At 51.0% G+C, this 25,220-nt stretch carries 19 protein-coding genes; 5 read left to right on the forward strand and 14 right to left on the reverse strand.

Translation table 11 applies throughout. The features are described from left to right. Nucleotides 1-27: 27 nt before the first annotated feature. The 6 genes from HEN33_RS17425 to hutU form a co-directional block, all read right to left on the reverse strand. Nucleotides 28-1,698: an HAL/PAL/TAL family ammonia-lyase gene (locus HEN33_RS17425; protein WP_183083450.1), complete on the reverse strand. Its 1,671-nt coding sequence runs from the start codon at nt 1,696-1,698 to the stop codon at nt 28-30. Nucleotides 1,699-1,748: 50 nt separating this feature from the next. Further along, nucleotides 1,749-2,699: a formimidoylglutamase gene (gene hutG / locus HEN33_RS17430; protein WP_176263528.1), complete on the reverse strand. Its 951-nt coding sequence runs from the start codon at nt 2,697-2,699 to the stop codon at nt 1,749-1,751. Beyond that, nucleotides 2,699-3,910, reverse strand: a complete 1,212-nt coding sequence (gene hutI, locus HEN33_RS17435; protein ID WP_176263527.1) for an imidazolonepropionase — start codon at nt 3,908-3,910, stop codon at nt 2,699-2,701. The genes hutG and hutI overlap by 1 nt, the downstream gene beginning before the upstream one ends. Continuing rightward, complete coding sequence (locus HEN33_RS17440) at nt 3,907-4,488, reverse strand: HutD/Ves family protein (protein ID WP_231347637.1); 582 nt, start codon at nt 4,486-4,488, stop codon at nt 3,907-3,909. Before HEN33_RS17440 ends, hutI begins: the two co-directional genes overlap by 4 nt. Before the next feature lie 10 nt (nt 4,489-4,498). Beyond that, complete coding sequence (locus tag HEN33_RS17445) at nt 4,499-5,908, reverse strand: cytosine permease (RefSeq protein WP_088541583.1); 1,410 nt, start codon at nt 5,906-5,908, stop codon at nt 4,499-4,501. 163 nt (nt 5,909-6,071) lie between these two features. After that, on the reverse strand, nt 6,072-7,769 hold the full coding sequence (gene hutU, locus HEN33_RS17450) for a urocanate hydratase (protein ID WP_088541582.1): 1,698 nt from the start codon (nt 7,767-7,769) through the stop codon (nt 6,072-6,074). 757 nt (nt 7,770-8,526) lie between these two features. Between hutU and HEN33_RS17455 the strand changes: the two genes are divergently transcribed. Continuing rightward, entirely contained in the window at nt 8,527-9,924 is a 1,398-nt protein-coding gene (locus HEN33_RS17455; protein WP_176263169.1) for an RtcB family protein, read from the forward strand. A gap of 97 nt (nt 9,925-10,021) precedes the next feature. Here the strand turns inward: HEN33_RS17455 and sucD are convergent, their stop codons facing one another. The 8 genes from sucD to sdhC form a co-directional block, all read right to left on the reverse strand. Next, nucleotides 10,022-10,891, reverse strand: a complete 870-nt coding sequence (sucD, locus tag HEN33_RS17460; RefSeq protein WP_000025458.1) for a succinate--CoA ligase subunit alpha — start codon at nt 10,889-10,891, stop codon at nt 10,022-10,024. After that, nucleotides 10,891-12,057, reverse strand: coding sequence for an ADP-forming succinate--CoA ligase subunit beta (gene sucC / locus HEN33_RS17465; protein ID WP_001048602.1), 1,167 nt, complete (start codon nt 12,055-12,057; stop codon nt 10,891-10,893). Before sucC ends, sucD begins: the two co-directional genes overlap by 1 nt. Nucleotides 12,058-12,241: 184 nt before the next feature. Then, nucleotides 12,242-13,459 carry a 2-oxoglutarate dehydrogenase complex dihydrolipoyllysine-residue succinyltransferase gene (gene odhB / locus HEN33_RS17470; protein ID WP_000099835.1) on the reverse strand — a complete coding sequence of 406 codons (1,218 nt, stop codon included), beginning with the start codon at nt 13,457-13,459 and terminating at the stop codon, nt 12,242-12,244. Between the two features lie 14 nt (nt 13,460-13,473). Continuing rightward, entirely contained in the window at nt 13,474-16,275 is a 2,802-nt protein-coding gene (sucA, locus tag HEN33_RS17475; RefSeq protein ID WP_001181473.1) for a 2-oxoglutarate dehydrogenase E1 component, read from the reverse strand. 255 nt (nt 16,276-16,530) lie between these two features. Then, the gene (gene sdhB / locus HEN33_RS17480; protein ID WP_001235263.1) at nt 16,531-17,247 is read right to left on the reverse strand and encodes a succinate dehydrogenase iron-sulfur subunit SdhB; all 717 of its coding nucleotides are present in this window, start codon (nt 17,245-17,247) and stop codon (nt 16,531-16,533) included. A 15-nt stretch (nt 17,248-17,262) separates the two neighbouring features. Further along, nucleotides 17,263-19,029, reverse strand: a complete 1,767-nt coding sequence (gene sdhA / locus HEN33_RS17485) for a succinate dehydrogenase flavoprotein subunit (RefSeq protein ID WP_000775540.1) — start codon at nt 19,027-19,029, stop codon at nt 17,263-17,265. Further along, nucleotides 19,029-19,376, reverse strand: a complete 348-nt coding sequence (gene sdhD, locus HEN33_RS17490) for a succinate dehydrogenase membrane anchor subunit (RefSeq protein WP_000254365.1) — start codon at nt 19,374-19,376, stop codon at nt 19,029-19,031. The genes sdhA and sdhD overlap by 1 nt, the downstream gene beginning before the upstream one ends. Beyond that, nucleotides 19,370-19,774: a succinate dehydrogenase cytochrome b556 subunit gene (sdhC, locus tag HEN33_RS17495; RefSeq protein ID WP_000263355.1), complete on the reverse strand. Its 405-nt coding sequence runs from the start codon at nt 19,772-19,774 to the stop codon at nt 19,370-19,372. The genes sdhD and sdhC overlap by 7 nt, the downstream gene beginning before the upstream one ends. Before the next feature lie 380 nt (nt 19,775-20,154). Here sdhC and HEN33_RS17500 point away from each other — a divergent pair, with 380 nt between their 5' ends. The 4 genes from HEN33_RS17500 (at nt 20,155) to HEN33_RS17515 (ending at nt 25,218) form a co-directional block, all read left to right on the forward strand. Then, complete coding sequence (locus HEN33_RS17500) at nt 20,155-20,262, forward strand: hypothetical protein (protein ID WP_123057340.1); 108 nt, start codon at nt 20,155-20,157, stop codon at nt 20,260-20,262. Nucleotides 20,263-20,467: 205 nt separating this feature from the next. Further along, entirely contained in the window at nt 20,468-21,751 is a 1,284-nt protein-coding gene (gene gltA, locus HEN33_RS17505; RefSeq protein ID WP_000785834.1) for a citrate synthase, read from the forward strand. A 391-nt stretch (nt 21,752-22,142) separates the two neighbouring features. Next, a complete protein-coding gene (locus tag HEN33_RS17510) occupies nt 22,143-22,709 on the forward strand; it encodes a fimbrial protein (RefSeq protein ID WP_000472411.1) in 567 nt (188 codons plus the stop codon). 49 nt (nt 22,710-22,758) lie between these two features. After that, nucleotides 22,759-25,218 carry a fimbria/pilus outer membrane usher protein gene (locus HEN33_RS17515; RefSeq protein ID WP_176262500.1) on the forward strand — a complete coding sequence of 820 codons (2,460 nt, stop codon included), beginning with the start codon at nt 22,759-22,761 and terminating at the stop codon, nt 25,216-25,218. Nucleotides 25,219-25,220 lie beyond the last annotated feature (2 nt).

Consider the following 25,220-nt stretch of genomic DNA (forward strand, 5'->3'; position numbering starts at 1 on the left):
TATAATGATAAACAATCAACATAGATTTTATTTTTGATTTATAGCATATCCCTCTAAGAATTTTTGCGATGCTTCAATATCCGGGGTAAAGACCCGATCCTGGCTGACAAATGGCACGACTTGACGATAAGCGGTGAACATCGCTTTTGTTGATTTGCCTAACGCCAGCTGTGGATCGGCTTGCAAGCGCAAATCAATCGCCTGGGCAGAATGCATCAGTTCAATGCCATAAATGACATTCAAATTATCAACAACCTGTTTCAATCTTCTCGCCGCGTGGTCGTTATTGGCACCCGTATCTTCAATGCCTCCGGCTACCGGTTGAATATCGAAAGAAACCGGGTTAGCGAGATCGACATTTTCCGCATGCAGCGCAACAAACGGGATATGTAATGAACCGAAGCCATGACCTTTATTACCTGCTGCCGACAAGAAGCGTGACAAACCGGTAAAGTGATCATCTTCAAGATGCAGCGAGCGGCGCATACTGTTATGTGAAACATGCACTAACGCCACGGTCAGACGCTGGGTGGCAAGCGCAACCGGTAACGATTCGAAATTCGCCGTCGGGAAGATCCCACCGCTGATTGCCCCATCTTTAACAAAATATTGCGCGACCTGACTGGAGTCCTGATACGCTTTGTCTGCATTCAGCACGGTTGCCGGGTTGTCATCGGAACTGTTGATCTGCACGGTAATGGTATCTTCAGCATCGCGCAACGCGCGCATTGCCTCAGAAATGGTATACACCGTCGTTCTGAACGATAACGGATCCTGCAATGCACGTTTGTCATCCTTATGCCATAAATAAGAACCATTTAACGCATCGCGAATCTCTTTAGCGGAATCAGCCAACTGCGGGAAAGGACGCACGGCGATCGACTGCGGCAGTACCGGCGCGACATTGCCATTCAACGCTTCGAGGCTCATGGCGAAAACCACCGGACTGACGTTCAGCACCTGGCGTGCCGACCGTACCGCTTCAATTGCATATGCTGTTCCGACACTGTTGTTCGACAAAATCGCCAGCATATCTTTACCCTGCGGGACCAGTGGTTTAAGCCCCACTTTCACCAGCGCATCGCCACCACTCATTTCCACGCCATTAACCCGCGCTTTCCACTCGCCCATCATCACCAGACCAACGTGTGAAGCGAGCATAATATCCGCTGCGCCGATACTTCCCCGCGCCGGAATTAACGGCGTAACGCCTCGATTAATAAACTCGGCATACAACTCGGCAATATAAGGCTGCGCGCCGGTTTGCCCATGCAACATAGTATTTAAACGTAACACCATTGAGAGACGGGCAAGATAATCCGGCAACATCGGACCGACGCCCGCAGAATGGGCGCGCAGCGCGGCAGCATTAAATTTTTTCGATGCGTCAATCACCTCAGGCGTTAAATTTCCTTTGGCATCAAATATGGGCTGATCTTTATTTAGCCCCACGCCCACGGTTAAGCCATAAACAGGCGTACCTGAATGCGCGGCAGTCATCACCAGATCATAACTTTTTTCCATGCGCTCCATGGCGTTCGACGCGATTTTGACGCCGTTATCACCTAATGCAATTGACCAGGCCTGGTCAATAGAGAGATGTTCGCCATCCAGCGTAATGGTTGATTTTGCCATCGCGATGGAGCAAATGCTCCAGAGCACAACGGTGACAGTGACTCTGCGTATCAATCCTTTCATTGTGTTTCCTTATTTTGATGAGTTTAACAACGGATTACTGCAACAACCTCTTAATTTGTTTTATCTGTTTTTCCTCGACGGACAATAGTGGCAGCCAGGCGAGCGGCAACCTTCGCGGTCAAATTATCGCGGTCCAAATCTGGGTTCAGTTCGGCAATATCCGCAGCAATCAACTTCTCGCTACCGGCAATTAAATTCACAATAGCCTCAGCAATATTTAATGGCACGCCTAACGGCGAAGGCGCAGAAACGCCAGGAGCCTGATAACCCGGTAAGACATCAAGACAAATCGTTAAATAAATGGCGTCACACGCCTGAATATCTGCCGAGAGCGCATTAACAATCTCATGCAAACCACGTTCAAATTGCAGAGATTCATCCAGCCAATAACGCACACCAAGACAATCAGCACGATCAAATAACGCCTGAGTGTTGGCATAACGGCTTATTCCCAGCACGCGATAATGAAACGGTTTGCCATGCTGCGCATTCCACTCCTGCATCTGGCGAAACGGCGTACCCGAATTGGCCTTTTCCGCCATCCGCAAATCAAAATGCGCGTCAAGGTTGACTATCAGCAGTCGCCGAATATCCGGACGCGACTGCATAATCCCCTGAAATGTTCCCCATGCCACTTCATGACCGCCGCCCAGAACGACCGGCAAACTGCCGCGCGCAATTGCCATAGCCACGTTTTCCGCCAGACGGTTTTGTGCGGGTTCCAGCGCGTGGTCTTCGCTTTGCACGTCACCCATGTCAAAAATAGCGCCTTCATGGAGCACTGGCATATTGCCCAACATGCTGCGTAATGCGCCCGGTCCGCCTGCTGCGCCCGCTCGCCCACCGTTACGTTGCACCCCGTCATCGACGGCAAAACCAATCAGCGTACTGCCTCCATGACTTTGTTCGGTAAACGGTTTTACATGCTGATGCCAGCGGGTGCTGACGCCAGTTTCCTGCGAGTCAACACGTCCACTCCATGCCATAAATGTTTGCTTCATTACCAACTCCTTTTTCCGCCGACAATCAGCCCCAGACAAGGCTGGTGCCCAAACCAGTAAGCCAGCTCACGCGGATGATTAAGATCCCAAACAGCCATATCCGCCCGTAGTCCCGGCGCAAGTTCACCCCGATCAACAAGTCCAAGCGCTTTTGCCGCATGACATGTAACGCCCTGAACGGCTTCCAGCGGGGTCATGTGAAACAGCGTACAGGCCATATTGATCATCAACTGCAATGACATGTTGGGAGACGTTCCGGGGTTATGATCCGTGGAGATGGCAATCGGCACACCTGCGGCCCGCAGAGCGACAATCGGCGGCAGATGGGTTTCGCGCAGGAAGTAATAAGCACCGGGAAGCAAAACCGCCACTGTTCCAGCCGCTTTCATGGCGGCGATCCCCGACTCGCTCAGGTACTCCAGATGATCGCAGGAGAGTGCAGAAAACGCCGCTGCCAGCGCCGCGCCTTGCTGGTCAGAAAGCTGTTCGGCATGCAGTTTTACAGGTAATCCATAGCTTTGCGCTTTACTGAAAACGCGCCATACCTGCTCTGGAGTAAAGGCGATGTTTTCACAAAAAGCATCAACTGCATCAATCAGCCCCTGTTCATGCAACGCGCACATCCAGTCGCAAAGCGCCGTAATGTAATCATCACTGCGCCCGGCAAACTCTGGCGGCAGGCTGTGCGCCCCGAGAAACGTAGACTGAATATGTAACCCGGTAGATTGCTGCAAGCGGCGGATCACGCGTAAACAACGCGCTTCATCTTCCAGCGTTAAGCCATAACCCGATTTGATTTCAAGCGTACTGACGCCTTCACGTTGCCAGTTTCGCAGTCGCTGCGCCGCCAGTTCAAACAGCTGTGTTTCGCTGGCTGCCCGCGTGGCATTAACCGTAGATAAGATCCCGCCGCCCGCTCTGGCGATATCTTCATAAGCCTCGCCTTGCAACCGCATCTCAAACTCGTTCGCCCTCTGGCCGCCATACACCAGATGTGTATGACAATCCACCAGACCGGGTGTCAGTAACTTACCCTGTAGATCGTGTTCCTCTGTAATATCAGCCGTCAGTTCACGGGGGATCTGCGTGGCCTTCCCAAGCCAGACAATCGAGTCACCACGGCTGATTAATGCACCGTTTTCAATCACCCCCCAATCATTAGCCGAAAGCGTCGTCAGGGTGGTATTTCGCCAGAGCGTAAATGCACTCATAAGGATTTTTCCCCTCGTAGATAATAAATCCACCAACCCGCCAGCTCGCCGACGGAGACTTTTTGCTGTGGTACGAAACGCCAGGAGTTGCCATCAGGCGCAAACCGCCATAACAACGTATTCGCCGTTACAAACACCCTGTTCTCGCCGCTTATCCACTCCCCTTCACACAGCGTGAACAGCCCCGCTTGCGCATGCGCCGGAGGGAGCCAGTCAATGACGCTTTGCACACGACGCATCCCCGCATCGCCTTCCCGCGCCATAATATTCAGATCGCGAACCCCGCCACCCAGCAGCTGGCAATCAGGCATAGCTTCTCCAGGGAAAATTAAGGCGGGATCGTGACGTTGCAGGTTGATGATCGAATCGGCAAACGTTAGCTTCACCCCTTCCCCGTCGAGGATCGCGAGGCCACGAACCACGCCAGGCCACGCTGAAAAAGGGCCATCCTGACTGACATTCGCCATACTGATGCGCAACAACCAGTTTTCATCATCGGGCCAGGCAAGCAGCTGTCGGGTAAACCCCCCGCCGTTGCGCCACGGTTGCAGCGGCTTATCCATTGCAGAAATCAGCATCGGTTCCATATTAAGACTCGGGATAAATCGTATAAGCAGGAACGCAGGTGGTGCGTTTGGCCCACGGGTAATAGATAACGGCGGTAATTAACAAGCCGACAATCCAGGAGATATCCGCCCCATCCATCAGGACAGAAATGGGTCCCTGATACAGTTTTTGATTCAGGAAGGGGATCTGCACCAACACGCCTACGCCATAGCACGTCAAAGCGGTTTTGTTATACGCGCCATAACGCCCTTCCGGGGTATAAAGCGCTGGAATATCGGTTTTACCTTGTGAGATGAAGTAATAATCGATGAGATTAATGGCACTCCACGGAACAAATACCGTCAACAGTAGCAGAACGAAGTTTTTGAAATTATTCAAAAAATCTGCGCTTGCCGCCAGCGCGACGACCATCGACAACAGCACGAACCCTACAACGTAGGCAGCACGAACACGCTGTGAAACCTGACTGCGATCATTAAAGGCGCTGACGGTCGCCAGAATCGACATAAAGCCACCGTAGGCATTCAAACAGTTCACCGTCAGTTTGCCGCAAACAATCACCATATAAATCAGAATGGCGAAGGTGGGTCCGGCTAACTCGCCCATAAAACCAACCTGATCCTTCAGGAAGTTAGCACCACAGGCCGCAACAAGTACGCCAAACGTCATGGCACATTGCGCACCAAGCGTGGTTCCCAGAAAGGTGGCAAAGAAGATTGATTTTGCTGGCGTATCAGAGGGTAAATAGCGGGAATAATCAGAGGCGTAAGGGGCAAACGTTAATTGCCATCCGGCAGAGAGAGCAATCGTTAATAAAAAGACCGACAGACTAAATGGCTTTTGACCAAATGCCGCAGCCACATCGTAGTGACCGCTAAGTTGAGTGGCCAGGTAAATAAACCCCAGAATACTTAATATCCCTGCAACACGGCCAACGACGTGAATTAGTTTATAACCGACCAATGCGATCATCGCGGTCAGCATGCCGAAAATAATAATTCCGGTCGATGCCGATTCGAAACCAAATATCCGGTTAATCGCCTGACCGGATAATACTGTACCCGTCGCGGCAAATCCAAGGTACATAATAATCACCATCAGTAACGGTAGCGCCGCTCCTTTAACGCCAAAGCGGATACGACTGGAGATCATCTGGGGTAATCCCAGCTTTGCCCCCTGCGACGAGTGCAATGCCATTACTGCACCACCAATAATATTACCGATTAATAAACCAATTATTGCTGACATAGCTTCGGAGCCAAAAATAATCGCTAACGCACCGTCCACCACTGCGGTAATTTGTAAGTTAGCACTTAGCCATAAAGTAAACTGACTGGATGGCGCGCCGTGGCGAGCAGACTCAGGAACGGCGTTAATCGTATTTGATTCTAATACTGGCTTTTTACTGCGGATAGGGCTGCTTGATTCCATGAAAAAGTCTCCTGCAAAATGAGAGGTCATTTTTTGAAACAGCAATAGAGGGTCGGGAGATATTTCTCTCGACGATGTAAAAATATTTTTTGATAATTATTGTTATACAGGCGAATTATTCTCCGCCTGTATTAGCGCAAATATTAAATGACGGCGTTAATATTTAGCGAATCATCGGTAATTTCAGACCATAGTTTTTGGCACATTCAATTGCCGCTTCATAACCCGCATCCGCATGACGCATAACCCCGGACGCACAGTCATTCACCAGCACACGCGCCAGACGTTTTTCGGCTTCTTCGCTACCATCGGCAACAATAACCATCCCGGCGTGTTGTGAATACCCCATCCCGACGCCGCCGCCATGATGCAGGGATACCCACGTTGCTCCCCCTGCAGTGTTGAGCAAACCGTTGAGCAACGGCCAGTCAGAAACCGCATCACTGCCATCAAGCATGCTTTCGGTTTCGCGGTTCGGGCTGGCGACAGAACCGGTATCAAGATGATCGCGCCCAATCACAATCGGTGCTTTTAGTTCACCGTTGCGCACCATTTCGTTGAATGCCAGCCCCGCCAGGTGACGCTCACCAAGCCCCAGCCAGCAAATACGTGAAGGAAGTCCCTGGAAGGCAATGCGCTCGCGCGCCATATCCAGCCAGCGATGCGTCAGTACGTTATTGGGGAACAACTCTTTAATTTTGGCATCGGTTTTATAGATATCTTCCGGGTCGCCAGACAGCGCCACCCAACGGAATGGACCTTTGCCTTCACAAAACATTGGACGAATATAAGCCGGAACAAAGCCCGGGAAATCAAAGGCATTTTGCAGACCTTCGTTGAAGGCCACCTGGCGGATGTTGTTGCCATAATCGACAACCGGGATCCCCATCGCCTGGAAGTCCAGCATCCCCTGAACATGTGCGACGCAGCTCTGTGCCGCTTCTTTTTGCAATCTGGCGTGTTGCTGTGGATCCTGCTGTGCAGCGCGCCATTGTTCTACGCTCCAGCCCATCGGTAGGTAGCCATAAACCAGATCGTGAGCGGAAGTCTGGTCGGTTACCAGATCCGGCTTAATCGCCCCCTGATGCGCACGTTTCACCAGCTCAGGAACAATTTCCGCCGCATTGCCCAACAGCGCGATTGAAACAGCGTCTTTGCGCTCGGTATGGTATTTAATCAGCGCCAGTGCATCATCAAGATCTTTCGCTTGTTTATCGACATAACGGGTACGCAGTCGGAAGTCGATGCTACTTTGCTGGCACTCGATATTTAATGAGCACGCCCCCGCCAGAGTCGCCGCCAGCGGTTGTGCGCCACCCATACCACCGAGCCCCGCGGTCAGTATCCATTTTCCACTCAGCGAATTGTTGTAGTGCTGACGACCCGCTTCAACAAAGGTTTCGAACGTTCCCTGCACAATGCCCTGACTACCGATGTAGATCCACGAGCCAGCGGTCATCTGGCCGTACATGAACAGACCTTTACGATCCAGTTCATTGAAATGATCCCAGTTGGCCCATTGCGGTACCAGGTTAGAGTTGGCAATCAATACGCGCGGCGCATCGGTATGCGTTTTAAACACGCCTACGGGTTTACCGGACTGAACCAGCAGTGACTCATCAGCTTCCAGATTTTTCAGTGATTCAAGGATTTTGTCAAAACACTCCCAGTTACGTGCCGCACGACCAATACCGCCATACACCACCAGATGCTGTGGATTTTCGGCAACGTCGGGATCAAGGTTGTTCTGCAACATCCGGTAGGCTGCTTCAATTTGCCAATTTTTGCAGTGCAGCTGCGTACCGTGTGGCGCATGGATTACACGGCTGGTATCAATACGCGGGTCTGAAGGCTTACTCATGAATCTTCTCCTGTTACTTGATAAAATTAAACGCTGTAATCGGTCAGAAAAAACGAACGAATGAATATAGAAACGGTTTCTATAATTCCCGTTTATCATTTTGTATTATTAATTCATTTAGTGAATATTGTTTGTCTTGGTATATTCACTATGAATATAAATTCAAAACCACCAACGCGTTGTATGCGAATTCAATATGCTTAATTTAACTTGTCGAAAAAGTGATATTGTTGGCAAAATATTTTCTAATTTGAACATATGAATATGATGAGATTGCAAGATGTCAGTAATTTAATTATCTAAGAAATGCGTTAATAACGACCAGATATTAGCGTAACAACAGGTGTTCCGACACCACACAGTGCGCATAACACAATGATATTTAAAATAAGATCTTCATTATTCGTCATAAAGACATGTTTTATTATCATTAATAATCCATTTGTTTTCATCCCACTTTTGATAATTAAAAAACGGCAACAATGGATAGTTACCCGACGTAAAAATAGGCGTAAAAATAAATCTTAAAATATACCCACTGGAAATTATCATTTTTCATATTTTACAATCTGGCGTCGATAACTTACCCCTTTTATAACCCCCCCGTTTGTTAATAGTCTTTTTTATCTTGTATTGATCGTCATTGCTGCATACACTACGCGCGTTTTCTTTCCCTTTTGCTGGCTGCTGACCGGAAAGACAAAATTACCCTCGCAATACAGGGGGTTGATTAACGTCTATATTTCAGGACAGCGTTATGCATCATCTTTCAAGGCTTGATAAAGCCTTTCTGCGCAAAGGGATCCAACTTTCCCGCGCCAACAATATTGTTTCATTATGTCGTCCATCAGGAGCCAGTGCCCGCGTACTGCTGCCGGACGAACTGCCGCTGGAAGAAAAAGCAGTGACACAACTGCTTGATTTTGCAGATGTGAAGCTACCAGACCACCCAGGTTATGTGCGCCAGACGTGCGCGACGCCAGATTTTCATCCCGGCAATGGCGTCCCCGTTGGCGCGGTGGTGGCCTCAACGCCGGATTTAGTCATTCCCGCCGCCATCGGCACCGATATTTCTTGTGGCATGCGGCTGCTGACGACCGGATTAACACTTGAGCAAGCCGAAGCGCATAAAGACGTCATCGCTCAGCGGTTAACGCAAGTGCTACTGCAAAATGAGCGCGATGTTCCGTTATCCGCACAGGCGTTCACCGCGCTTTTTGATGGCGGACCGGCAGATTGCGTGTCGACCTTGCCATCAGCAGGTCTCTGGACACGCACGAATATCCCCCGAATGGTACAAGAGATTGACCGCTGCATTGGGCTTAACGAGCATAACAGTCATTCGCGTTATGCCCCACCCGCCCTGCTGGCAACGGACCGCGCATTACTCCGCGATCCTTGTCTTGGTACGCCGGGTTCAGGTAATCATTTTATTGAACTTCAGGTCGTTGATAGCGTGGTTGATCGCCATGTAGCCTGGCAACAAGGGCTGAAAACAGGCGATATTGTGGTGATGATCCACAGTGGATCGCGAGATGTTGGCTTTTACGTCGGAAGACGCTGGATGGATCGCGCCCGTGCTGAATGGCCCACCGGACATAAACATCCACAAAGCGGGTTATATGGTCTGGCAGGCGGACTGGCGGAGGAATATTTACAAGCGATGGGAATGGCGGCGCGTTACGCATGGTTAAATCGCGTGACAATTGCGGAAATGGTTCGCGTATGTTTTGCCGATTTATTTCATCAGGATGATTCACATCTGGTGGTGGATGTGCCGCATAACATCATCCTTCACGAGCATGATATGAATATTCATCGCAAAGGTGCAACACCGGCACGCGCGGGCAATCTGGCGTTAATCCCTGGTTCAATGGGCGATTATTCGTGGCTTGCGGTAGGTTGCGGCAACCCGGAGTGGCTGTGGTCTTGCAGTCACGGAGCAGGACGCAGCCAGCGTCGGCAGGCCATGCGCTCACGCGCGACTGAAGAGTCAACGTTGCCGTGGCAATGCGTCACATTGCGCGAAGAACGGCGTATTGAAGAAGCGCCAGCTGCTTATAAAGATATTGGTCCGGTTATCGAAGCCCAACAAGAGGCCGGATTAATTCAGCCAGCGGTCAGATTTCGACCGTGGTTAACGTTTAAGGCATAAAAAAGGCCATCATATGATGGCCAACCATGTCGAAACCGACAGCCCTTCGCCATTCCTGTAGAGGGAAGCGGCGAGGGCTATTTCTTATTACAGGTATTTATTTCAGAACAGTTTTCAGTGCTTCACCGATATCCGCCAGGCTGCGAACGGTTTTCACGCCTGCGGCTTCCAGAGCAGCGAATTTCTCATCCGCAGTCCCTTTACCACCGGCAATGATCGCACCCGCGTGGCCCATACGTTTGCCTTTCGGCGCAGTCACACCAGCGATGTAACCCACAACTGGCTTGGTAACGTGCTCTTTGATGTACGCAGCCGCTTCTTCTTCAGCGCTACCGCCGATCTCACCGATCATCACGATCGCTTCGGTCTGCGGATCTTTTTCGAACATTTCGAGGATGTCGATAAAGTTAGAGCCAGGGATCGGGTCGCCGCCGATACCAACACAGGTCGACTGACCGAAACCGTAATCCGTGGTCTGTTTAACCGCTTCATAGGTCAGTGTACCAGAACGGGAAACGATACCCACTTTACCCGGTTTGTGAATGTGACCAGGCTGGATGCCGATTTTACATTCACCCGGAGTGATAACGCCCGGGCAGTTCGGGCCGATCATGCGTACGCCAGCTTCGTCCAGTTTCACTTTCACCGTCAGCATATCCAGCGTCGGGATGCCTTCAGTGATGGTGATAATCAGTTTGATACCTGCGTCGATGGCTTCCAGAATGGAGTCTTTGCAGAACGGAGCCGGTACGTAGATAACAGAAGCGGTAGCGCCAGTGGCAGCAACGGCTTCACGCACGGTGTTGAACACCGGCAGACCGAGGTGGGTAGTACCGCCTTTACCTGGGGTTACGCCGCCAACCATTTTAGTGCCGTATGCAATGGCCTGTTCAGAGTGGAAAGTCCCCTGGCTACCAGTAAAGCCCTGGCAGATAACCTTGGTGTTTTTATCAATTAAAATGGACATTATTTCCCCTCCACTGCGGCAACAACCTGCTGAGCTGCATCCGTCAGACCTTTTGCTGCAATAATATTCAGGCCGCTGTCAGCCAGTTTCTTCGCGCCGAGTTCGGCGTTGTTACCTTCCAGACGTACCACGACCGGTACGTTAACACCCACTTCCGCTACCGCGCCGATGATACCGTCAGCGATCAGGTCGCAACGAACGATACCGCCGAAGATGTTAACCAGAACGGCTTTCACTTTGTCGTCAGAGAGGATGATTTTGAATGCTTCGGTTACACGTTCTTTGGTTGCGCCACCGCCAACGTCCAGGAAGTTAGCCGGTTCGCCGCCGTGCAGTTTAACGATGTCCATGGTGCCCATCGCCAGACCTGCGCCGTTAACCATACAACCGATGTTACCGTCCAGTGCAACGTAGTTCAGTTCCCACTGTGCAGCCTGTGCTTCACGTGGATCTTCCTGCGACTGGTCGCGCATTTCGCGCAGATCAGGCTGGCGGAACAGTGCGTTGCCATCAGCACCCAGTTTACCGTCGAGGCAGATCAGATCGCCCTGTTTGGTAATAACCAGCGGGTTAATTTCGATAAGAGCAAGGTCGCGCTCAAGGAAAATGGTCGCCAGACCCATGAAAATTTTGGTGAACTGTTGAACCAGTTTACCTTCCAGGCCCAGTTTGAACGCCAGCTCACGCCCCTGATACGGCATCGGGCCAGTCAGCGGATCAAGCGCAACTTTGTGGATCAGGTGCGGAGTTTCTTCCGCCACTTTTTCGATTTCCACGCCGCCTTCAGTGGAGGCCATAAAGACCACGCGACGGGAACTACGGTCTACAACGGCACCAAGATACAGCTCTTTAGCGATATCGGTCGCTGCTTCAACCAGAATCTGGTTAACCGGTTGGCCATTAGCATCTGTTTGATACGTTACCAGACGCTTGCCCAGCCAGTTTTCTGCAAAAGCACGGATGTCTTCTTTGCTGTTTACAACTTTCACACCGCCCGCTTTACCGCGGCCACCAGCGTGAACCTGACATTTCACTACCCACGGACCGGCACCGATTTTTGAAGCGGCTTCTTCTGCTTCGCGCGGAGTAGTACAGGCATAACCCACCGGTGCTGGTAAGCCATAGCGGGCAAACAGTTGTTTTGCCTGATATTCATGTAAGTTCATGTGTTCTGTCCATCCTTCAGTAATCGTTATCTTTTAAACCGTAGACCGAATATTTCGTATCGCTTCCGGGTATTGTCGGTCACCCGTAGGCCTGATAAGACGCGTCAGCGTCGCATCAGGCTTCAATTGCCGGAGAAAGCGATAATGCCTCATCCGGTCTACAGTGCAGGTGAAACTTAAACTACTACACGTCCAGCAGCAGACGCGTCGGATCTTCCAGCAACTCTTTGATCGTTACTAGGAAGCCCACGGATTCGCGACCATCGATCAGACGGTGATCGTAGGACAGCGCCAGGTACATCATCGGCAGGATCTCAACCTGACCATTCACTGCCATCGGACGATCTTTGATAGCGTGCATACCCAGAATTGCGCTCTGCGGCGGGTTGATGATAGGCGTAGACATCAGGGAACCGAACACACCACCGTTGGTGATGGTAAAGTTACCACCGGTCAGATCTTCAACCGTCAGCTTGCCGTCACGGCCTTTAACTGCCAGCTCTTTGATTTTCTTCTCGATGTCTGCCATGCCGAGGGTATCCACATCACGCAGAACCGGCGTCACCAGGCCGCGCGGGGTCGATACCGCCATGCTGACGTCGAAATAGTTGTGGTAAACCACATCATCGCCGTCGATAGAAGCATTCACTTCCGGGTAACGTTTCAGGGCTTCAACCACCGCTTTCACGTAGAAGGACATAAAGCCCAGACGGATGCCGTGACGTTTTTCAAACGCTTCACCGTACTGCTTACGCAGATCCATAATCGGCTTCATGTTGACTTCGTTGAACGTGGTCAGCATGGCAGTAGAGTTTTTCGCTTCCAGCAGACGCTCTGCCACACGCTTACGCAGGCGAGTCATCGGAACACGTTTTTCGCTACGTGCAGCCAGAGCCGGTTGCGCCGCCGTAGTAGCTGCTGCCGGTGCAGACTCTTTCGCCGGGGCTTTCGCCAGATGTTTTTCCACATCTTCACGGGTCAGACGACCACCTACACCGGTGCCTTTAATGGCGCTGGCATCAAGATTGTGTTCAGCCAGCAGGCGACGGATCGCCGGGCTTAACGCATCGTTATTTTGCTCTTCCAGAGACGCCTGTTGGCGTTGTGCCGGAGTGGACGCTTTCTCTTCAGATTTGGCGCTGGTTTCTTTACCGGCGCTGTTGCCTTCACGCAGGCGACCAAGGATCTGACGAGACGTTACGGTTGTACCTTCATCTTCCAGAACCGCATCCAGAATGCCGTCTGCTGATGCCGGTACTTCCAGTACCACTTTGTCAGTTTCGATTTCTACCAGCACTTCATCACGTACGACTGCGTCGCCGGGTTTTTTATGCCAGGTTGCGACGGTGGCATCGGCTACGGATTCAGGCAGGTCAGGGACCAGAATATCTACGCTACTCATTGTGTATCCTTTATTTATTCGACGTTCAGCGCGTCATTAACCAGATCTTGTTGCTGTTTCTGGTGAACGGACATATACCCTACCGCCGGAGAGGCGGAGGCCGGGCGGCCTGCATAACGCAGAGAAGCCCCAAACGGAATCACTTCACGGAAATGATGCTGGCTGCAGTACCATGCGCCCTGGTTGAGCGGCTCTTCCTGGCACCAGACAAAATCCTTGACGTGAGCAAACTGCTGCAACACTTCCTGCATCGCTTTATGCGGGAACGGATAGAGTTGCTCGATACGCACGATGGCGACATCGTGTTGATTGTTCTTACGGCGTTGTTCCAACAGGTCGTAATAAACCTTACCAGAACACATCACTACGCGCTTCACACCCTTCGGATCAAGCTCGTCGATTTCACCAATGGCAGGCAGGAAGGTGCCGTTCGCCAGTTCTTCGAGGCTGGAAACCGCCAGCGGATGACGCAGCAGGGATTTCGGCGACATCACCACCAGCGGACGACGCATCCCGCGCAGCGCCTGACGACGCAGCATGTGGTAAACCTGTGCCGGGGTAGACGGTACGCACACCTGCATGTTTTGCTCAGCGCAAAGTTGCAGATAACGTTCCAGACGCGCGGAGGAGTGCTCCGGCCCCTGCCCTTCGTAACCGTGCGGCAGCAACATCACCAGGCCACACATCCGACCCCATTTCTGTTCGCCAGAGGAGATGAACTGGTCGATAACCACCTGCGCACCGTTAGCGAAGTCACCAAACTGCGCTTCCCAGATAGTCAGCGTGCGCGGCTCTGCGGTGGCATAACCGTATTCAAACGCCAGCACTGCTTCTTCAGACAGTACGGAGTCCCAGACGCGGAACGCGCCCTGACCATTATGGATATGTTGCAGCGGCGTGTAAGTGGAACCGTTGGACTGGTTGTGGATCACCGCATGGCGATGGAAGAAGGTACCGCGACCGGAGTCTTCACCCGACAGGCGGACCGGAATGCCTTCATCAACCAGCGTGGCGTAAGCGAGGTTTTCCGCGCCGCCCCAGTCGAACAGTTTCTCACCGGCAGCCATTGCCTGGCGATCGCCATAAATTTTGGCAACGCGAGACTGCATTTCAACCGCTTCCGGCACCGTACTGATACGTTTAGCCAGTTCCTGCAGGCGCTTCATCTCAACTTTGTTCGGGTACTCTTCGTCCCATTCGTGGTTGAGGTACGGCGACCAGGTGAAAGAGTGCATGTTCATCGGACGCCACTCTGCTACCACGCAATCGCCAGCATCCAGCGCATCGCGGTAAAGGTTAACCATCTCGGTGGCATCTTCCAGCGTCGCGACTTTTTCCTGCTCCAGCTTGTCAGCGTAGATTTTGCGCGGCGTCGGATGTTTTTTGATTTTCTGATACATCAGCGGCTGAGTTGCACTCGGCTCGTCGGCTTCGTTGTGGCCGTGACGGCGGTAGCACACCAGGTCGATGAAGACATCGCGTTTAAAGGTGTTACGGAAATCGAGCGCCAGACGGGTCACAAAGGCAACGGCTTCCGGATCATCCGCATTAACGTGGAAAATCGGTGCCTGTACCATCTTGCCGATATCAGTACAGTACGGCGTAGAACGGGCATCCAGCGGGTTAGAGGTGGTGAAGCCAACCTGGTTGTTGATAACGATACGTACCGTACCGCCAACTTCATAACCACGCGCTTTCGACATGTTCAGGGTTTCCTGAACCACGCCCTGCCCGGTCACTGCGGCATCACCGTGGATGGTGATTGGCAGCACTTTGTTGCTGCTCGGCTCATCGAGTCTGTCCAGACGGGCGCGAACAGAACCGATAACTACCGGGCTTACAATCTCAAGGTGAGACGGGTTAAACGCCAGCGCCAGGTGAACCAGGCCGCCATCGGTCTGGAAGTCAGACGAGAAGCCCATGTGGTATTTCACGTCGCCCGTGCCGAGGTGTTCTTTATGTTTACCGGCAAACTCGTCGAACAAGTCTTGCGGTTTTTTACCCAGCACGTTAACCAGCACGTTCAGACGACCACGGTGCGCCATCCCAAGAACCACTTCACGGGTGCCGCTATTGCCAGCATGGCGGATCATCTCTTTAAGCATCGGGATTAACGCATCACCGCCTTCCAGCGAGAAGCGTTTTGCGCCAGGGAATTTTGCGCCGAGGTAACGTTCAAGGCCTTCAGCGGCGGTCAGTTCGCTTAAGAAGCGTTTTTTCTCTTCGCTATTGAAAGTCGCGCGACCAGACTCGATACGCTGTTGGATCCAGCGTTTTTCTTCGGTGCTGGTAATGTGCATGTACTCGGCACCAATCGGGCCGCAGTAGGTTTGCTTGAGGGCTTCCAGCAGCTCGCCGAGTTTCATGGTTTCTTTGCCGCTGGCAAATGAACCGACGTTGAAGGTCTCCTGGAAGTCTGCTTCGGTCAGATCGTGGAAAGACGGATCCAGATCGGCCACTTTATCTTGCTGCCACAGTCCCAGCGGATCGAGATTCGCATGCTGGTGACCGCGGAAGCGGTATGCGTTAATGAGCTGCAGGACTTTAACCTGCTTCACATTGGTGTCAGGGTCGGAGATCGTTGAAGAGTAACGTGAAGCGTCTTTCGCCAGGCGGCGGAAATATTCACGCGTTTGAGAGTGGAATTGATCCGGTTTGACTCCCGTACCAGGTAACTGCTGGAACGTCGAACGCCAGTTAGCGTCAACCGAGTCAGGATCGGTTAAGAAGTCTTCATAGAGCTGTTCTATCCAGCTCTGGTTTGCGCCAGAGAGGTAAGAAGAGTCCAACCAGGCTTTCAAAGCGCTGTTCTGCATCGTGATCCCTTAAGCATCTTTTTTATGCTTACTTCGCCGTGGATACTACCACGCACAGTGATGTGCGTGCCGGGGTTCACTTGCGAGCTCTTGTCTACGTAGTGGCTCGCGAAGGAACCTTTAAAAACTGTCTTAGTGTCAGGGGCAGTTTTTAAAGATTTCCTGCATTTCTTTTGTAGGCCGGATAACGCATTCACGCCGCATCCGGCCCTGGTTGCCTGATGCGACGCTTGCGCGTCTTATCAGGCCTTGAATTTATGCATTACGTTGCAACAACATCGACTTGATATGGCCGATGGCGCGCGTCGGGTTCAGCCCCTTCGGACATACACTGACGCAGTTCATGATGCTGTGACAGCGGAATACACTGAATGCATCGCTCAAACCGTCGAGGCGGCTGTCAGTCTCGGTATCACGGCTATCGATCAGGAAACGATATGCCGCTAACAAGCCTGCCGGGCCGATAAACTTATCGGGATTCCACCAGAAAGACGGACAAGAGGTTGAACAACATGCGCAGAGAATACATTCATACAGCCCGTCGAGTTTTTCGCGCTGCTCTGGCATCTGTAAATGCTCGCGAGCTGGCGGATTTTGTCCATTATTCAACAGGTAAGGCTTAATTTTCTCATATTGCGCATAGAATTGTCCCATGTCTACCACCAAATCGCGGATCACCGGTAAACCTGGCAGCGGGCGAATCACAATCTTCTTGCCCGGCTGGTTGAGTGCCGAAATCGGGGTAATACAGGCCAGACCATTCTTGCCGTTCATGTTCAGACCGTCGGAACCGCACACACCTTCACGGCAGGAGCGGCGGAACGACAGGCTGGGATCTTTCTCTTTCAACTGGATAAGCGCATCCAGCAGCATCATGTCGCGACCTTCTTCCGCTTCCAGGGTGTAATCCTGCATACGCGGAGCATCATCAACATCCGGGTTATAGCGATAAATTGAAAACTCGAGTCTCATTTTCCTGTCTCCGCATTAGTAAGTACGAATCTTCGGCGGGAATGCCGGGCGCAGTTTCGGTTCCATGTTGACGCTTCGGCGCGTCATGGATTCCGACTCTGGCAGATACAGGGAGTGGCACAGCCAGTTTTCATCATCACGATCCGGGAAGTCGAAGCGGCTATGCGCGCCACGGCTTTCGGTACGGAAGTTGGCAGAAACAGCCGTTGCATACGCCGTTTCCATCAGGTTATCCAGTTCCAGGCATTCAACGCGCTGGGTGTTGAACTCGCTGGAAGTGTCATCCAGACGGGCATTTTTCAAACGCTCGCGGATCACTTTCAACTGCTCAAGCCCTTTTGCCATCGCATCACCTTCACGGAAGACCGAGAAGTTATGCTGCATACATTCTTGCAGTGCTTTACGAATCGCCACTGGATCTTCACCATTACGGTTGTTGTTCCAGCGATTCAGACGATCCAGAGACGCTTCAACATCAGACTCGCTGGCATCGCGCAGTGCGCCCTGCTCGGCAATAGACTCTTGCAGATGCAGGCCCGCTGCGCGACCAAAGACCACCAGGTCCAGCAGCGAGTTGCCGCCAAGACGGTTAGCGCCGTGTACCGATACACAAGCGATTTCACCTACCGCGAACAGCCCCGGAACAACCACATCTTCGCCTTTCTCGTTCACCGTCAGCGCCTGGCCGGTCACTTTGGTCGGAATACCGCCCATCATGTAGTGACAGGTTGGGATAACCGGAATCGGCTCTTTCACCGGATCGACGTGTGCGAAGGTACGGGAGAGTTCAAGAATACCCGGCAGACGGGATTCGAGAACTTCTTTACCCAGGTGGTCGAGTTTCAGTTTTGCATGTGGCCCCCACGGACCATCACAGCCGCGACCTTCACGGATTTCGATCATGATGGAACGCGCCACCACGTCACGGCCCGCCAGATCTTTGGCGTTCGGCGCATAACGCTCCATAAAGCGTTCGCCATGTTTGTTCAGCAGGTAACCGCCTTCACCACGGCAACCTTCGGTGACCAGTACGCCCGCACCTGCTATACCGGTCGGGTGGAACTGCCACATTTCCATATCCTGCACAGGTACACCTGCGCGGATAGCCATACCGACGCCGTCGCCGGTGTTAATGTGCGCGTTGGTGGTGGACTGATAAATACGCCCTGCCCCGCCGGTTGCCAGCACAGTCGCACGGGCTTTGAAGTAAACCACTTCACCGGTTTCGATGCACAGTGCGGTACAACCAACTACCGCACCATCCTGGTTCTTCACCAGATCCAGCGCATACCACTCGGAGAAAATGGTGGTGTGGTTTTTCAGGTTCTGCTGATAAAGCGTGTGCAACAGTGCGTGACCGGTACGGTCAGCTGCCGCCGCAGTACGTGCCGCTTGCTCGCCACCGAAGTTTTTCGACTGGCCGCCAAACGGACGTTGATAGATACGTCCATCATCAAGACGCGAGAACGGTAGCCCCATGTGTTCCAGTTCCAGAATCGCTTCCGGCCCGGTTTTACACATATATTCAATCGCGTCCTGGTCACCGATATAGTCCGACCCTTTTACGGTGTCGTACATATGCCATTCCCAGTTATCTTCATGGGTATTACCCAGCGCAACGGTAATGCCACCTTGCGCAGAAACGGTATGGGAACGGGTCGGGAAGACTTTGGAGAGCAGCGCACAGGTTTGGCCGCTCTGGGAAATTTGCAGCGCCGCGCGCATACCTGCGCCACCGGCACCAATCACAACTGCATCAAATTCTCTGACTGGCAATTTCATCACACACCCCACACCACAACGAATCCATAAATCACGTAAACCACCAGTGCAACGACAATCACCAGTTGCAGCATCAGGCGCAAGGCCAGCGGTTTAACGTAGTCGGTCAACACCTGCCACATGCCGATCCAGGCATGGATCAAGATAGAAAACAGCGCCAGCAGGGTGAACACTTTGGTGAATGCAGAGGCGAAGAAACCGATCCAGACTTCATATGTCAGCTCGCCACTGGTAGCGAAAAAACCGACCATATAAATGATGTAGAGCGTCAGGACGATAGCGGTAGCGCGAACGAGGATAAAATCATGTACGCCATTGCGTCCTAATGCGGAGGCGTTGCTTACCATACGAGGACTCCTGCGAGAAGTGAAAGCACGACAGTAATAACAAAGGAGATTTTGGCGGAGCGTTTACCCGCTTCGAATGTTTCTTCCAGATAGCCAAAATCCATCATCATGTGGCGAATACCTACGACGACGTGATACGCCAGAGCGGTAAGGATGCCCCACATGATAAATTTGACGAAGAAGCTGCCCATAATCGCGGAAGCTTGCTCGAAACCTTCAGGGGAAGAAAGGCTGGTACCCAGAAGCCACAGCAGGATGCCCACTGCAACAAAGGTGATCACACCGGAAACGCGATGGAGAATGGACGCTATCGCCGTGACGGGGAACCGGATGGTCTGTAGGTCCAGATTAACAGGTCTTTGTTTTTTCACATTTCTTATCATGAATAACGCCCACATGCTGTTCTTATTATTCCCTGGGGACTACGGGCACAGAGGTTAACTTTCTGTTACCTGGAGACGTCGGGATTTCCTTCCTCCGGTCTGCTTGCGGGTCAGACAGCGTCCTTTCTATAACTGCGCGTCATGCAAAACACTGCTTCCAGATGCGAAAACGACACGTTACAACGCTGGGTGGCTCGGGATTGCAGGGTGTTCCGGAGACCTGGCGGCAGTATAGGCCGTTCACAAAATCATTACAATTAACCTACATATAGTTTGTCGGGTTTTATCCCGAACAGTGATCTGGGTCACGATAACAACATTTATTTAATTTTTAATCATCTAATTTGACAATCATTCAACAAAGTTGTTACAAACATTACCAGGAAAAGCATATAATGCGTAAAAGTTATGAAGTCAGTATTTCACCTAAGATTAACTTATGTAACAGTGTGGAAGTATTGACCAATTCATTCGGGACAGTTATTAGTGGTAGACAAGTTTAATAATTCGGATTGCTAAGTACTTGATTCGCCATTTATTCGTCATCAATGGATCCTTTACCTGCAAGCGCCCAGAGCTCTGTACCCAGGTTTTCCCCTCTTCCGCAGAGCGGCGAGCCAAATAACAAACGGGTAAAGCCAGGTTGATGTGCGAAGGCAAATTTAAGTTCCGGCAGTCTTACGCAATAAGGCGCTAAGGAGACCTTAAATGGCTGATACAAAAGCAAAACTCACCCTCAACGGGGACACAGCTGTTGAACTGGATGTGCTGAAAGGCACGCTGGGTCAAGACGTTATTGATATCCGTACTCTCGGTTCAAAAGGTGTGTTCACCTTTGACCCAGGCTTCACTTCAACCGCATCCTGCGAATCTAAAATTACTTTTATTGATGGTGATGAAGGTATTTTGCTGCACCGCGGTTTCCCGATCGATCAGCTGGCGACCGATTCTAACTACCTGGAAGTTTGTTACATCCTGCTGAATGGTGAAAAACCAACTCAGGAACAGTATGACGAATTTAAAACTACGGTGACCCGTCATACCATGATCCACGAGCAGATTACCCGTCTGTTCCATGCTTTCCGTCGCGACTCGCATCCAATGGCAGTCATGTGTGGTATTACCGGCGCGCTGGCGGCGTTCTATCACGACTCGCTGGATGTTAACAATCCTCGTCATCGTGAAATTGCCGCGTTCCGCCTGCTGTCAAAAATGCCGACCATGGCCGCGATGTGTTACAAATACTCTATCGGCCAGCCGTTTGTTTACCCACGCAACGATCTCTCCTACGCCGGTAATTTCTTGAATATGATGTTCTCCACGCCGTGCGAACCGTATGAAGTTAATCCGATTCTGGAACGCGCGATGGACCGTATTCTGATCCTACACGCAGATCACGAGCAGAACGCGTCTACATCTACCGTGCGTACCGCTGGCTCTTCGGGTGCGAACCCATTTGCCTGTATCGCCGCAGGTATTGCTTCGTTGTGGGGACCAGCGCACGGTGGTGCTAACGAAGCGGCTCTGAAAATGCTGGAAGAAATCAGCTCCGTTAAACACATTCCGGAATTTGTTCGTCGTGCGAAAGACAAGAATGACTCTTTCCGCCTGATGGGCTTCGGTCACCGCGTGTACAAAAACTACGACCCGCGCGCCACCGTCATGCGTGAAACCTGCCACGAAGTCCTGAAAGAGCTGGGCACGAAGGATGACCTGCTGGAAGTGGCTATGGAGCTGGAAAACATCGCGCTGAACGACCCGTACTTTATCGAGAAGAAACTGTACCCGAACGTCGATTTCTACTCTGGTATCATCCTGAAAGCGATGGGTATTCCGTCTTCCATGTTCACCGTGATCTTCGCTATGGCACGTACAGTTGGCTGGATCGCCCACTGGAGCGAAATGCACAGTGACGGCATGAAGATTGCCCGTCCACGTCAGCTGTATACCGGCTATGAAAAACGCGATTTTAAAAGCGACATCAAACGTTAACTGCTGATTCCTAAGCTGTAAATTCTGTTAACCCGCCCTTAAAAGGCGGGTTAATTTTTATCTACCTGAATACAAAAAAATGTAAAAATAAAATTAATTAACCGGCTGACATTAATATTGCAAAATAATAGAATTGTTCATTTTATCGGCAAAATAATAAATTTTAATTAAGGTATCTACTTTTAGTTACATTTATAACCTCATGAAAATGAGGTATATCTATCTCATTCCCTCGATAACATTCATTAAATTATTAATTCATCACATCAATTAGTTAACCTTGCATTTAATATAATTAATAATATTTTTAAGTAAAACTAAAAACATTCGACAATCAAATAAGATATTCTGATATCGCTATACTTTTTCTATTTCTGTAAAGGACTCAGTTATGTTTAAAGGACAAAAAACATTGGCCGCATTGGCCGTATCTCTGTTATTCACTGCACCGGTTTATGCAGCTGATGAAGGTTCTGGTGAAATTCACTTTAAAGGTGAAGTTATAGAAGCACCATGTGAAATACATCATGATGATATTGATAAAGAAATTGAGCTAGGTCAGGTGACCACCAGCCACATTAATCAGTCTCATCACAGCGATGCGGTTGCTGTCGACCTGCGTTTAATCAACTGCGACCTGGAAAACTCTAATAACGGTTCCGGTGGCAAGATTTCTAAAGTCGCGGTCACCTTCGATAGCTCAGCGAAAACCACTGGCGCAGATCCGATACTCAACAATACCAGCACTGGCGAAGCCACCGGTGTCGGCGTGCGTTTAATGAATAAGGATCAAAGCAATATCATTTTAGGCACTGCTTCTCCGGATATCGACCTCGCACCAACGTCCAGTGAACAAACACTGAACTTCTTTGCCTGGATGGAACAAATTGATCAAGCGACACCAGTAACGGCAGGGGCTGTTACAGCGAATGCAACCTACGTACTGGATTATAAATAAGCGTTATTGGGCGGCATCACTGCCGCCTTTCTTAAAATATTTATCTGGTATGGACACCGTGAATATTTATCGACTCTCTTTTGTATCCTGCCTGGTCATGGCGATGCCTTCCGCCATGGCGGTTGAATTCAACCTGAATGTCCTCGACAAATCGATGCGTGAGCGCATTGATATTTCATTATTAAAGGAAAAAGGTGTCATTGCTCCCGGTGAATATTTTGTCAGCGTTGCGGTAAATAATAACCAAATCAGTAATGGGCAAAAAATTAACTGGCAAAAAAAGGGTGACACTACCATTCCGTGCATCAATGATTTATTGGTCGATAAATTTGGCTTAAAACCTGAAGTCCGTCAGTCGTTACCCCTGATTAATCAGTGCGTCGATTTTAGCTCCCGACCAGAAATGCTCTTCAATTTTGATCAGGCCAGTCAGCAACTGAATATCACCATCCCACAGGCCTGGCTGGCGTGGCACTCAGATAACTGGACTCCACCCTCCACATGGAAAGAAGGTGTCCCCGGTGTCCTAATGGATTACAACTTGTTTGCCAGCAGCTACCGCCCACAGGATGGCAGCAGCAGCACTAATCTTAACGCCTACGGAACAGCCGGAATTAACGCGGGGGCATGGCGCTTACGCAGTGACTATCAGTTGAATCAAAATGATGGCGATGATAACCATGAGCAGTCAGGCGAAATATCACGTACCTATCTTTTTCGCCCGCTACCGCAATTAGGTTCAAAATTAACCCTCGGCGAAACGGATTTTAGTTCCAATATTTTCGACGGTTTTTCTTATACCGGCGCGGCACTGGCGAGTGACGACCGGATGTTACCGTGGGAACTGCGCGGCTACGCTCCACAAATTAGCGGTATTGCACAAACCAATGCCACGGTGACGATCAGTCAATCAGGCCGCGTCATCTACCAGAAAAAAGTCCCGCCAGGCCCGTTTATCATTGATGATCTGAATCAGTCCGTCCAGGGGACGCTGGATGTCAAAGTGACGGAAGAAGATGGTCGGGTGAACAATTTCCAGGTTTCGGCAGCATCGACGCCTTTCCTTACGCGCCAGGGGCAGGTTCGCTATAAACTTGCTGCCGGTCAGCCGCGAACATCTATGTCTCATCAAACTGAAAATGAAACCTTTTTTAGCAATGAAGTTTCCTGGGGGATGCTGTCAAATACCTCGCTGTACGGCGGCCTGCTGATTTCGGGTGACGACTACCATTCTGCCGCAATGGGTATCGGGCAAAATATGCTCTGGCTTGGTGCATTGTCGTTTGATGTCACCTGGGCCAGTAGTCAGTTTGATACTCAGCAGGACGAGCGGGGCTTAAGTTACCGCTTTAATTACAGCAAACAAGTGGATGCCACTAACAGCACGATTTCGCTCGCCGCTTATCGCTTCTCAGATCGTCATTTTCACAGCTACGCCAACTATCTGGATCACAAATACAACGACAACGATGCGCAGGACGAAAAACAGACGATCAGCTTATCCGTGGGGCAACCGATTACCCCACTGAACCTCAATCTGTACGCCAACCTGCTGCATCAAACCTGGTGGAATGCAGACGCCTCCACGACCGCCAACATCACGGCGGGTTTTAATGTTGATATTGGTAACTGGAGAGATATCTCGATCTCGACGTCATTCAATACAACCCATTACGAAGATAAAGATCGCGACAACCAGATTTACCTGTCGATTTCGCTTCCCTTCGGTAACGGTGGTCGGGTCGGTTATGACATGCAAAACAGTAGCCACAGCACCACACACCGCATGTCGTGGAACGATACGCTGGATGAACGAAATAGCTGGGGGATGTCTGCTGGACTACAATCCGACCGTCCGGACAATGGAGCCCAGGTGAGCGGTAACTATCAGCACCTGAGTTCAGCGGGTGAGTGGGATCTTTCTGGTACTTATGCTGCCAATGACTACAGTTCTGTTAGCAGCAGCTGGAGTGGTTCTTTCACGGCGACGCAATATGGTGCAGCCTTCCATCGCCGCAGCTCCACCAATGAACCACGCCTGATGGTCAGCACCGATGGCGTGGCAGATATTCCGGTTCAGGGCAATCTCGACTACACCAACCATTTTGGCATTGCAGTGGTACCGCTGGTTTCCAGTTATCAACCTTCCACCGTGGCCGTGAACATGAACGACTTACCCGACGGCGTGACGGTGACAGAAAACGTCATCAAAGAAACGTGGATTGAAGGCGCAATAGGTTACAAATCACTGGCATCCCGTTCCGGTAAAGACATTAACGTCATCATTCGCAACGCCAGCGGTCAGTTCCCTCCCCTCGGTGCGGATATCCGTCAGGATGGCAGCAGCATTAGCGTGGGGATGGTTGGCGAGGAAGGACACGCCTGGTTAAGCGGAGTCGCTGAGAATCAAAAGTTTACCGTGGTCTGGGGTGATAGTCAGCGTTGCTCGATCCATCTTCCTGAACATATGGAAGACACCGCAAATCGCCTGATTTTACCTTGTCATTAATT

It is taken from the genome of Escherichia sp. 94.0001 (genome assembly GCF_013369155.2).
GTDB lineage: Bacteria > Pseudomonadota > Gammaproteobacteria > Enterobacterales > Enterobacteriaceae > Escherichia > Escherichia coli_F.

What these genes read in the sequence shown, in the direction of transcription:
- HEN33_RS17425 (WP_183083450.1), bottom strand. Translation starts at nt 1,698, where the DNA reads ATGAAAGGATTGATACGCAGAGTCACTGTCACCGTTGTGCTCTGGAGC.
- sdhB (WP_001235263.1), bottom strand. Translation starts at nt 17,247, where the DNA reads ATGAGACTCGAGTTTTCAATTTATCGCTATAACCCGGATGTTGATGAT.
- HEN33_RS17455 (WP_176263169.1), top strand. Translation starts at nt 8,527, where the DNA reads ATGCATCATCTTTCAAGGCTTGATAAAGCCTTTCTGCGCAAAGGGATC.
- gltA (WP_000785834.1), top strand. Translation starts at nt 20,468, where the DNA reads ATGGCTGATACAAAAGCAAAACTCACCCTCAACGGGGACACAGCTGTT.
- hutI (WP_176263527.1), bottom strand. Translation starts at nt 3,910, where the DNA reads ATGAGTGCATTTACGCTCTGGCGAAATACCACCCTGACGACGCTTTCG.
- HEN33_RS17445 (WP_088541583.1), bottom strand. Translation starts at nt 5,908, where the DNA reads ATGGAATCAAGCAGCCCTATCCGCAGTAAAAAGCCAGTATTAGAATCA.
- HEN33_RS17500 (WP_123057340.1), top strand. Translation starts at nt 20,155, where the DNA reads ATGCGTAAAAGTTATGAAGTCAGTATTTCACCTAAGATTAACTTATGT.
- sdhD (WP_000254365.1), bottom strand. Translation starts at nt 19,376, where the DNA reads ATGGTAAGCAACGCCTCCGCATTAGGACGCAATGGCGTACATGATTTT.
- sucA (WP_001181473.1), bottom strand. Translation starts at nt 16,275, where the DNA reads ATGCAGAACAGCGCTTTGAAAGCCTGGTTGGACTCTTCTTACCTCTCT.
- HEN33_RS17510 (WP_000472411.1), top strand. Translation starts at nt 22,143, where the DNA reads ATGTTTAAAGGACAAAAAACATTGGCCGCATTGGCCGTATCTCTGTTA.
- HEN33_RS17440 (WP_231347637.1), bottom strand. Translation starts at nt 4,488, where the DNA reads ATGCTGATTTCTGCAATGGATAAGCCGCTGCAACCGTGGCGCAACGGC.
- HEN33_RS17515 (WP_176262500.1), top strand. Translation starts at nt 22,759, where the DNA reads ATGGACACCGTGAATATTTATCGACTCTCTTTTGTATCCTGCCTGGTC.
- odhB (WP_000099835.1), bottom strand. Translation starts at nt 13,459, where the DNA reads ATGAGTAGCGTAGATATTCTGGTCCCTGACCTGCCTGAATCCGTAGCC.
- sdhC (WP_000263355.1), bottom strand. Translation starts at nt 19,774, where the DNA reads ATGTGGGCGTTATTCATGATAAGAAATGTGAAAAAACAAAGACCTGTT.
- hutU (WP_088541582.1), bottom strand. Translation starts at nt 7,769, where the DNA reads ATGAGTAAGCCTTCAGACCCGCGTATTGATACCAGCCGTGTAATCCAT.
- hutG (WP_176263528.1), bottom strand. Translation starts at nt 2,699, where the DNA reads ATGAAGCAAACATTTATGGCATGGAGTGGACGTGTTGACTCGCAGGAA.
- sdhA (WP_000775540.1), bottom strand. Translation starts at nt 19,029, where the DNA reads ATGAAATTGCCAGTCAGAGAATTTGATGCAGTTGTGATTGGTGCCGGT.
- sucD (WP_000025458.1), bottom strand. Translation starts at nt 10,891, where the DNA reads ATGTCCATTTTAATTGATAAAAACACCAAGGTTATCTGCCAGGGCTTT.
- sucC (WP_001048602.1), bottom strand. Translation starts at nt 12,057, where the DNA reads ATGAACTTACATGAATATCAGGCAAAACAACTGTTTGCCCGCTATGGC.